Source organism: Actinomycetospora sp. (assembly GCF_055612215.1).
Window position 1 is genome coordinate 1 of record NZ_JBVPVA010000693.1, and the last position, 9,762, is coordinate 9,762.

The window sequence follows — 9,762 nt, forward strand, 5'->3', positions numbered from 1 at the left end:
ATCGCCACCGCGTTCGCCGACCTCGGCTTCGACGTCGACGTGGGCCCGCTGTTCCAGACCCCCGAGGAGGTCGCGCGGCAGGCCGTCGAGTCCGACGTGCACGTCGTCGGGGTGTCGTCGCTGGCCGCCGGGCACCTCACGCTGGTGCCCGCGCTGCGCGACGCGCTGGCCGAGCTGGGTGCCTCGGAGATCTTGATCGTGGCCGGCGGCGTCATCCCGCCGGGGGACCACGAGGAGCTCCTCTCGAAGGGCGCCTCGGCCATCTTCGGGCCGGGCACGGTCATCGCCGAGGCCGCCACCCAGCTCCTGGAGGCGCTCTCGGAGAAGCTGGGCCACGGACCGTCCTGACGCGGTCACGAGAGCAGGGCCCGGATGTCGTCGGCGTCGAGCGTGGCCGCGAAGGCCGCGCCGTCGTCCATGACCCCCGCGGTGAGCGCCGCCTTGCGCTGCGCGAGCGCCCGGACCTTCTCCTCGATCGTCTGGGCCGCGATCAGCCGGTAGACCATCACCGTGCGGTCCTGCCCGATGCGGTGGGTCCGGTCGATCGCCTGCGCCTCGGTGGCCGGGTTCCACCACGGGTCGAGCAGGAAGCAGTAGTCGGCCTCGGTGAGGTTCAGCCCGAACCCACCGGCCTTCAGGCTGATCAGGAACACCGGCGCGGCGCCGTCCTTGAACCCGGCGATCGCGCCCTGGCGGTCCCGCGTGGTGCCGTCGAGGTAGGCGTGGGCGATCCCGGCGGCGTCGAGGGCGGTCCGGACGTGGGCGAGGAAGCCGGTGAACTGGCTGAACACCAGGGCGCGGTGCCCCGCTCCGGCGACGTCTCGGATCTGCTCGACCAGCAGGTCGATCTTCGCCGACCCGGCCGTCTCGTCCTCCCCGACCAGCGCGGGATGGAGGCTCAGCTGTCGGAGCCGGGTGATCGAGGCCAGGATCGAGATCCGGTTGGCGTCGACGTCGCCGAGCAGCTGCAGGATCTTCTGGCGTTCGCGCTGGAGCACCCGCTGGTAGATGCGCTGATGGGCCGGGGTGAGCTCGACGGGGAGCACCTGCTCCTGCTTCGGCGGGAGCTCCGGGGCGACCTGCTCCTTCGTGCGTCGGAGCACCAGCGGGCGGATCCGGCGACGGAGGCGGGCGAGGACCTCGTCGTCGCCCTTCTCGATCGGCTTCGCGACGGTCTGCCGGAAGGCCTCGGGGTTCGGGAAGAGCCCGGGGGCGGTGATCGAGAGCAGGGACCACAGCTCCATCAGGTCGTTCTCCATCGGCGTCCCCGTGATCGCCAGCGTGAACGGGGCGGCGAGGCGCCGGGCGCAGGAGTAGGCCTTCGAGCGCCGGTTCTTGAGGAACTGGGCCTCGTCGAACAGGGCCGCCGACCAGCCGATCCGCTCGTGGGCCTCGGCGTCGAGCCGGAAGAGCGTGTACGAGGTGACCACGACGTCGGCCCCGGCGACCACGTCCTCGAGCTCCTGCCCGCGCCGCCGCAGCGTGTCGGTCAGCGCCACCACGCGGAGCTCCGGGGTGAACCGCGCGGCCTCCGCCGTCCAGTTCGCCACCACGCTGGTGGGCGCGACGATCAGCACGGGGCCGCCGTCGGGCTCGGTCTCGCGGGCGTGCGCGATCAGGGCGAGCGCCTGCAGGGTCTTGCCGAGCCCCATGTCGTCGGCGAGCACCCCGCCGAGGCGGTGCCGCCACAGGAACGCGAGCCACTCGAAGCCCGCCTGCTGGTAGGGACGCAGGTCGGCCCGGAGCGAGGCGGGGACCGGGGCGGGCTCGGGCGCGCCGGCGGCACCGTCCCCCGTCGCTCCGCCCGCCCGGCCGAGCAGCCCGTCGACCCGCTCCCGCCACGCCTCGGCCTGGTGCGTGACGACCCCGAGCGCGGCGAGCTCCTCCCACCAGGTCGCCTGGTACGGGCTGACGCGGAGCTGCCCGTCGACCGGACGGTCCTGCATCGCCCGGGCCTCGTCGATCAGCGTTCGGAGCGCGACGAACTCGGGCTTCTCCAGCGAGAAGAACGCGCCGTCGGGGAGCAGGAGATGGCTGTGTCCGCGGGCGAGGGCGGTGAACACGTCGGTGAACGGGACCGCGCGGCCCTCGGCGACGACGGTGACGCCGAGGTCGAACCAGTCGTTGCCGGTCGCGGACTCCGTGGTCGACACCTCGATCGCGACGTCGTCACCGACCTCGCGGTAGTCGGTGACCGTCCCGGAGCGCTCGACCCGGATGCCGTCGGCGTCGGCGAGCACCGGGAGCGCCTCGGTGACGAACGCGGCCGTGTGCAGTCCGATGAACCGGTGCGAGCCGTGGTGCTCCGTCGGGTGGACGCGGAACTGCTCCCAGTCGACCGGGAGGCCGTCCAGGACGTCCAGGACCGCCTCCTCGGCCTCGTCGTCCCGGAACTGCTCGTCGGCCGTGACGCGGCCGTCCACCGCGACGCGGGTGTCGACCCCGTCGATGTCGTAGGACCACTCCCAGCTCAGGGAGAGCGCGTGCTCGCCGCTGAACGCGGCCCGGAGCACCAGCACCGGCGGGCCGATCCGCGGTGGCGTGAACGAGCCGTCGGACGAGGTGACCCCCCGCAGCTCCACCAGCCGCGGGGCGAAGCGGGCCCGGAAGCGGTCGACCGCGTCGGCGGGGACGGCGATGTCGGCGTGGTCGAGCGCGGCCTGCCAGACCGGCCGGGCGACGGGCGGATCGAGGTGGGTCAGCGTGAGGCGGCACGAGGCGGGGGCCCGGTTCTCCGCGGCGGACACCGTCGCGACACCGTGGGCGGTGTCCCCGCCGAGGAAGGCGACCGGCACGGCGTCGTGGTCCGGGGCGTCGGCCCCGCGGAACCGCAGGACCGGGCGGATCGCGAGCGAGCCGGAGTCGGTGCCGGCGGTGACGTCGAGCGAGAGCGCGCCGTGGTCGTGGCGGGGGAGCGGACCGAGCCGGTGACGGGCGGGCAGCAGGTGCAGGCCGGCGTCGGCCGCCGCGTCGAGCAACGACCAGAGGCGTGGGCTCGAGATCTCGGCGAGGTCGATCTGTTTCTCGTCGGCCCCGTATCCGAAGTACCGGTAGGGCGAGAACCCGGAGCCCGACCGTGCGGCCTGGTGGAGGAGGTAGAGCTCGCGAACCAGGGCCAGGTGGTCAGGACGGTGCTGCGTCGCCGCGGTGGGCTGCAGCATCCGGTTCCACAGCAGCCCGCCGTACACCCAGCCGTTGCTCCCGGGCCGCACCAGGCGCGCCATCAGCCCGCCGGCGCCGTCGGGGGTCAGCTCGATCGCGAGGGCGGCGCCCGGTGGTCGGGGGGCCCTGTCCGGCGGCTTCCCGAGCAGCGCCTCGAGCGTGGTCTCCCAGGGCGGCGGCGCGGGAGCCGTGCCCACCGGCTCCGTGGGCAGCGCGCTCAGCGCGGCCGCCGCGACGTGCTTGCACAGCACCCCGACCGGGCACGAGCACTCACCGTCGGCCAGCACGAGACCGCCGTGCCCGTCGGCGTCGAAGTGCACGACGGTCGAGTAGACGTGGCCCTCCCCGCCCCGGACCACGGCCCGCAACTGCCGGACGCCCTCGCGCCACTCCGAGAACAGCACGGCACCGTCGCGGGCGTAGCGCCGTCCCCGCTCCGTGGTCGTCGGGCCCAGCGCCCCCGCCACGTCCTCGGCGCGGATGCCCTCGACCGTCACGCGTCCCGTCATGTCGATCCCCCTTCTCACCTGCGATGGAGCGAAGCTAGCGAGGGGGTCCGACAGTCTTCCCCGACGCGGACGGGGCACGCCGGTGAGGACCGCCCTACACTTCGCCACGACGTGCTAGAGCTGTGGGGTGTCGGTCGTGACCCTCGCGCAGCTGCACGCGGGAGTGCTCGCGGCGCCGGACTCCGGGTCGAGGGCCCGGCGGACGGCCACGCTGGACCGGTGCGCGCTCGTCGAGGTCCTCGACGGCACCGCGGTCGTCGCGACGGAGTGGGCCCGGCTGCGGGTGCACCTCGCGGAACGGGGCGGCCGGGTGGACGTGGACGACCCGTGGATCGCGGCGAGCGCGGTCGCGCACCGGCTGCCGGTCGTCACCCGGGACGACGACCTCGACCCCCTCGAGGGGCGCGCGGCCTCGTCGTCGTGAAGGTCTGTCGTCGTGAAGGTCTGAGGAGGCCGACGTGAGCACCATCGACCTCGAGCCCTACGTCGAGGGCGTCCGCACCGGCTCCCGGCTGTGGATCGGCCGGGCGATCACGCTCGTCGAGTCGACTCGGGCCGACCACCGCGACGCCGCGCAGGAACTGCTCGTCGAGCTGCTCCCGGACGCCGGGGGCGCGCGCCGCATCGGGATCTCCGGGGTGCCCGGCGTCGGGAAGTCGACGTTCATCGGGGCGCTGGGCTCGCAGCTGACGGCGGCGGGCAGCAAGGTCGCCGTGCTCGCCGTCGACCCGTCCTCGACGCGCAGCGGCGGCTCGATCCTCGGTGACAAGACCCGCATGGACGCCCTGGCCACCGACGACAACGCGTTCATCCGCCCGTCCCCGACGGCGGGCACGCTCGGCGGGGTCGCGAAGGCGACGCGCGAGACGATGGTCGTGATGGAGGCCGCGGGCTACGACGTGGTCATCGTCGAGACCGTCGGGGTCGGCCAGTCCGAGACCGCGGTCGCCGAGATGGTCGACTCCTTCCTCTTCCTGACGCTCGCCCGTACCGGCGACTCGCTGCAGGGGATCAAGCGCGGCATCCTCGAGATCGCCGACGTCATCGCGGTGAACAAGGCCGACGGCCCCCACGCCCGGGACGCGAAGCGCGCGGCGCGGGAGCTGGAGTCGGCCCTGACGATGCTCCGCGGGGAGCGCGACCCGTGGCAGGTGCCGGTGCTGACCTGCTCGGCGCAGGAGCGGACGGGTCTCGACGACGTCTGGTCGGCGCTGGTCCGCCACCAGGAGTTCCTGGAGTCCCGCGACGAGTTCGCCGCCAAGCGCGCCCGCCAGCAGGTGGATTGGACCTGGCAGATGGTCCGCGAGCGGCTGCTCGCCCGGCTGCGCGACCACCCGCAGGTCAAGGAGATCCGCGACGGGACCGAGCGCGAGGTCCTCGACGGCGAGCTCACCCCGGCCCTGGCGGCGGACCGCATCCTGGAGGCGTTCCGGAGCTGATCAGAAGATGCCGAAGATCCGGGTCCGGTTGGGCTTCGGGAAGTTCTTCGCGGCGGGCGCGAACTTGCCGTTGATCCGCGGGGTGCGGGGCTCGCCGATGCCCAGCAGCGCCGCACCGAACCGCTGCTTGGTGCCCCGCCCGCGGCAACGCCAGCACGGCCGGAAGGCGTAGCTGAAGACGGCGCCGGTCTCCCGCTGCGCCCCGCGGCGCACGCACGCCTCACAGCGCGTGTACGGGTGCAGGAGCAGCGACAGGACGTACAGCCCCACCATCGCCAGGCCGAAGAACACCAGGAACTCGTGCATGATCATCCCCCCGGAATCACACGTGGCGTCGCGGTCCGCGACCATCCCCCGGGGACCTTCGTACGCTGTCGGTGGCGGTACCGGGAGACAGTTCCGGGAAATCGCCCGCTGCGATCACGGACCGTCACGGACGTCGTCGGTCAGGCGCCCCGCCGCGACGTCAGGACCTCGAGCATCGCCGTGGTCGCCGGCGAGGGCTGTCGCGGGGTGAGCGCCCGGATGCGCCGGACCACCCGCGGGCGCAGTCGGCGCAGCACCACGCGCCGGCCCATCTGGTGCACCGCGAGGTCCGGGACGAGCGCGACCCCGACGCCGGACTCGACGAGCCCGCTGACCATGGGGAAGTCGTCGGAGTCGAAGGCGATGTTCGGGGTGAACCCGGCGGCTCCGCACATCTCGACGAGCTGCTCGCGGCAGACCTGTCCGGAGTCGCGGATCCACGCCGCGTCGCGCAGCGTGCCGACGTCGATCTCGTCGGTCGGGCGCGCGCCCGCGTCCTCGAGGGCGGGGTGGCCCGGCGGGAGCGCGACGTTCACGACGTCGTCGAGCAGCCAGGTCGACGTCAGGCCCTCGGTGTCGGGCTCCGGGCCCGGCACGTAGCCGAAGGTGATCGCGAGGTCGAGCTCGCCCTCGCGCACCAGGTCGGGGCTGTCCTCGGGCTCGCGCAGCTCGAGGGAGAGCCGCACCCCGGGGTGGCGGCGGCGGAACACCCCGATCGCGCCGGGCAGCAGCCGCGCCCCGGCGCTCGCGAACGCGGACAGGCGCAGCCGGCCCGAGCGGAGCGCGGTGAGGTCGGCCACCTCCTCCCGGGCCCGCTCGAGGCGTCCGGCGACGACGTCGGCGTGCCCGACGAGCAGCGCCCCCGCCTCGGTGGGGAGCACCCCGCGGGAGTGGCGCACCAGCAGCGGCGTCGCGACCTCCCGTTCCAGGGCGCCGACCTGCTGCGAGACCGCGGACGGGGTGTAGCCGAGCGCCGCGGCCGCCCCGCTCATCGAGCCCGCGCGGACCACCGCGCGGAGCACGAGGAGACGGCGGGGGTCGAGCATGAAGCGCAGCTTAACGCGGGCCCGGGGGATCGTCGCTTCCCGCGACGCGGGAGCGGCCGGAGCATGGACCGTGTGAAGGCGACGTGGGAGGCCCTGACCCGGTTCTGGGCCGAGCAGAAGGAGATGGCGGAGCGGCTCAGTCTCCTGGAGCGTCCGTGGGAGGAGCAGTACCTCCACTGGGCGTGGGAGGGCGGCGAGCTCGTGCTGCACGGTGAGCTCATGCCCTCGACGCGCCGGCGGATGTCGATCACCCGGGGCGGCTGGTGCCGCCGCGCCGCCGGTCGCCCGCTGCCGCGCGCCCGTCGGTAGGGCTCACGAGCCGACGGCGCCCAGCCCGGCGAGCAGCGCCACGAACGGCGTCCGGCACTCGTCCCGGACCCGGGCGCGGTCCGGGGCCGGGGTCCGCGCGAGGAGCTGACCCGCCGCTCCGAGCATCCCGAAGGCGATGCTCGGGAGCGCCTCCCCGGGCTGCGCCGGGATTCGGCCGGCCGCCGCGAGCGCGTCGAGCATGTCGGTGAGCAGCGCGTAGGAGTACTTCTCCTCGCAGTGCCGCCAGGCGTCCCAGCCGAGCGCGACCGGCGCCTCGCGGAAGATGATCGTCCCGTAGACCGGCTCGGAGCAGGCGAGCAGGAACTGGTCGAGCGCCGCGAGCGCGCCGACCGCCGGGTCCTCCTCCGCCTCGAACGCGGCCCGTGCGGCGCCGTTCTCGGAGAGCTCGAGCTCGTCGAAGAGCGCCTCGAGCAGGCCCGGCTTGCTGCCGAAGTGGTGGTAGATCGCGCCCTTGGTCACCCGGGCGACCGCGGCCACGTCGTCGAGCGAGGTCCGGGCGAAGCCGCGCTCGGTGAAGAGCTCCGCGGCCGCGTCCAGCAGGGCGCGCCGCGTGGCCTCCGTGTACTCCCCGCGACGGCTCTTGACCTCTGGCACGGCCGCCGAGCATAGTCGTCGTCAGTGACATACCGAGAGTATGTGTCCGACGGTCGGTCTGCGAAGGGCGGTCCTCCGAATGTCCAAGGTGACAGCTCCGGCTCCTGCGTCCTCCCCGGCGCACGTCGCGCCCGACGGGCCCGTCCCGACGGTCGGCGCGGCGCCGTCCGCGCCCGTGCTCGCCGCCCGCTGGGCCCTCTCGCACGGGCTGCTGCGCACGGTCGTGGCCTCGCGGGCACGCGGCGGGAGCGACGACGCGCGCCTGCTGCGCGACCCGGCGTGGCAGGCCGAGCCCTGGGCGCACTACCGGCTGCTCCGCGAGGGACGGCCGTTCGCGCGGGGGCCGATGGGCAAGATCACCGCCCACCACGACGTCGTCACCCGGGTCCTGCGCAGTGACGACTTCGGGGTGGCCGACCGCGCCCGGGTGCTCCCCGCGCCGGCCCGCGCCGCCGTGCGGGTCCTCGGTCCCCGCCGCTACGCCGGCGTCGACTCCCCGCCCTCGATGCTCGCCGTGGACCCGCCCGACCACGCCCGCTTCCGCCGGCTGGTGACCCGGGCGTTCACCGCCAAGGCCGTCGCGGCCCTGCGCACCCGCACCGAGGAGATCGCGGCCGGCCTGCTCGACGAGCTGGCGGGCTCCTTCGAGCGCGAGGGCGCGGTCGACCTGGTCCGCCGCTACGCCGCCCTGGTCCCGGTCACCGTCATCGCCGAGATGCTCGGGGTGCCGCCGGAGATGCGCCCGACCCTGCTGGCCTGGGGCGACGGCGCCGCGGCGAGCCTGGACATGGGGATGCCGTGGGCGTCCTACGCGCGGGCGGAGCGCTCGCTGGCGGCGTTCGACGGCTGGCTGCGCGAGCACCTGCGCGGGCTGCGCGAGGCTCCCAGGACGGACCTCCTCTCCACGCTGGTGCAGGTCGCCGACGACGACGGGTCGGGCCTGACCGAGCAGGAGCTCGTCGCCACCTCGATGCTCATCCTGGCGGCCGGGTTCGAGACGACGGTCAACCTGATCTCCAACGGCGCCGTCCGGCTCTTCGAGCACCCGGACCAGCGGGCCCGGCTCGCCGCGGAACCCGGCCTCTGGCCCAACGCGGTCGACGAGGTGCTGCGCCACGACTCGCCGGTCCAGCGCACGGCCCGGATGGCACGCCGCGACACCGAGGTCGACGGGGTGCCGGTCGCCGGGGGCGAGATCGTCGTGACGGTGTTGGGCGCCGCCAATCGCGACCCCGCGGTGTTCGCCGATCCCGACCGCTTCGACGTGGCCCGGACCAACGCGAAGGACCACGTCGCCTTCTCCAGCGGCATCCACTACTGCCTCGGGGCGGCCCTCGCGCGGATGGAGGGCGAGGTGGCGCTGCGGGCGCTGTTCACCCGCTTCCCCGACCTCGCGCCGGCCGGCGGGGCGGTCCGGCGCCCGACGGTCATCCTGCGGGGCTGGGAGACGCTCCCCGTTCGGGGCTGACGTCTCTCGCACGGGGGTCGCTCAAAGCAGGCATACAGGGACCGCTCAGCTCGGGCGAATCGGTCGGTGCCATCGTGGTGCCCATGAACGCGACCCGTGCCGAGCTCCGGCGCCCCGACGGCAGCCCGGTCCGCGCGCTCGTCGTCGACGACGAGCCGACGCTGGCCGACCTGCTCTCCATGGCCCTGCGCTACGAGGGATGGGACGTCCGCAGCGCCGGCGACGGCCTCGGCGCCCTCACCCAGGGCCGGGAGTTCCGCCCCGACGTCGTCGTGCTCGACGTGATGCTGCCCGACATCGACGGCTTCGAGGTCCTGCGGCGCCTGCGCGCGGACAACCCCGACGTCCCCGTCCTGTTCCTGACCGCGCGCGACGCCGTGGAGGACCGGGTCGCGGGCATCACGGCGGGCGGCGACGACTACGTCACCAAGCCGTTCAGCCTCGAGGAGGTCGTGGCGCGGCTCCGGGGCCTGCTGCGCCGGGCCGCCGTCGCCACCGCGGTGCGCGGCGACGCGGGCCTCGTCGTCGGCGACCTGAGCCTCGACGAGGACTCCCACGAGGTGTTCCGCGCCGGCGTGCAGGTCGACCTGACCGCCACCGAGTTCGAGCTGCTGCGCTTCCTCATGCGCAACCCGCGCCGGGTGCTCTCGAAGGCGCAGATCCTCGACCGGGTGTGGAACTACGATTTCGGCGGTCAGTCGAACATCGTCGAGCTCTACATCTCCTACCTGCGCAAGAAGATCGACGCCGGCCGCACGCCCATGATCCACACCGTGCGCGGCGCGGGGTACGTCCTCAAGCCCGCGGGATGACCGGCGGACGCCGGGAGGGACCATGCACCTGATGCGCACCCTGCAGGCCCGGATCGTCGTCACGACGGTGACGCTGCTGGCCGTGGTGTGCGCGGT

Annotated in this window: 10 protein-coding genes; 6 read left to right on the forward strand and 4 right to left on the reverse strand. The window is 74.2% G+C overall.

Annotation, left to right across the window (positions count from 1 at the left end):
• On the forward strand, positions 1-348 hold a 348-nt coding region (locus AC0CYZ_RS18945; protein ID WP_472218120.1), incomplete at its 5' end, for a cobalamin-dependent protein.
• 5 nt (positions 349-353) lie between these two features.
• On the opposite strand, the gene AC0CYZ_RS18950 is transcribed toward AC0CYZ_RS18945, so the two are convergent.
• Positions 354-3,671, reverse strand: coding sequence for a DEAD/DEAH box helicase (locus tag AC0CYZ_RS18950; RefSeq protein ID WP_472218122.1), 3,318 nt, complete (start codon positions 3,669-3,671; stop codon positions 354-356).
• A 136-nt stretch (positions 3,672-3,807) separates the two neighbouring features.
• Here AC0CYZ_RS18950 and AC0CYZ_RS18955 point away from each other — a divergent pair, with 136 nt between their 5' ends.
• Together AC0CYZ_RS18955 and meaB are read left to right on the forward strand one after the other, a co-directional pair.
• On the forward strand, positions 3,808-4,095 hold the full coding sequence (locus AC0CYZ_RS18955) for a PIN domain-containing protein (protein ID WP_472218124.1): 288 nt from the start codon (positions 3,808-3,810) through the stop codon (positions 4,093-4,095).
• Positions 4,096-4,129: 34 nt separating this feature from the next.
• Entirely contained in the window at positions 4,130-5,110 is a 981-nt protein-coding gene (meaB, locus tag AC0CYZ_RS18960; protein ID WP_472218126.1) for a methylmalonyl Co-A mutase-associated GTPase MeaB, read from the forward strand.
• Here the strand turns inward: meaB and AC0CYZ_RS18965 are convergent, their stop codons facing one another.
• Complete coding sequence (locus AC0CYZ_RS18965) at positions 5,111-5,461, reverse strand: hypothetical protein (protein ID WP_472218128.1); 351 nt, start codon at positions 5,459-5,461, stop codon at positions 5,111-5,113. It lies immediately after the preceding gene.
• Positions 5,462-5,556: 95 nt separating this feature from the next.
• Entirely contained in the window at positions 5,557-6,462 is a 906-nt protein-coding gene (locus AC0CYZ_RS18970) for a LysR substrate-binding domain-containing protein (protein ID WP_472218130.1), read from the reverse strand.
• Between the two features lie 63 nt (positions 6,463-6,525).
• On the opposite strand from AC0CYZ_RS18970, the gene AC0CYZ_RS18975 reads away from it, so the two are divergent.
• On the forward strand, positions 6,526-6,771 hold the full coding sequence (locus tag AC0CYZ_RS18975; RefSeq protein ID WP_472218132.1) for a hypothetical protein: 246 nt from the start codon (positions 6,526-6,528) through the stop codon (positions 6,769-6,771).
• A 3-nt stretch (positions 6,772-6,774) separates the two neighbouring features.
• Here the strand turns inward: AC0CYZ_RS18975 and AC0CYZ_RS18980 are convergent, their stop codons facing one another.
• The gene (locus AC0CYZ_RS18980; RefSeq protein ID WP_472218134.1) at positions 6,775-7,386 is read right to left on the reverse strand and encodes a TetR/AcrR family transcriptional regulator; all 612 of its coding nucleotides are present in this window, start codon (positions 7,384-7,386) and stop codon (positions 6,775-6,777) included.
• Positions 7,387-7,465: 79 nt separating this feature from the next.
• Here AC0CYZ_RS18980 and AC0CYZ_RS18985 point away from each other — a divergent pair, with 79 nt between their 5' ends.
• Entirely contained in the window at positions 7,466-8,854 is a 1,389-nt protein-coding gene (locus AC0CYZ_RS18985; protein WP_472218136.1) for a cytochrome P450, read from the forward strand.
• 83 nt (positions 8,855-8,937) lie between these two features.
• A complete protein-coding gene (locus tag AC0CYZ_RS18990; protein WP_472218138.1) occupies positions 8,938-9,666 on the forward strand; it encodes a response regulator transcription factor in 729 nt (242 codons plus the stop codon).
• Positions 9,667-9,762: the final 96 nt, after the last annotated feature.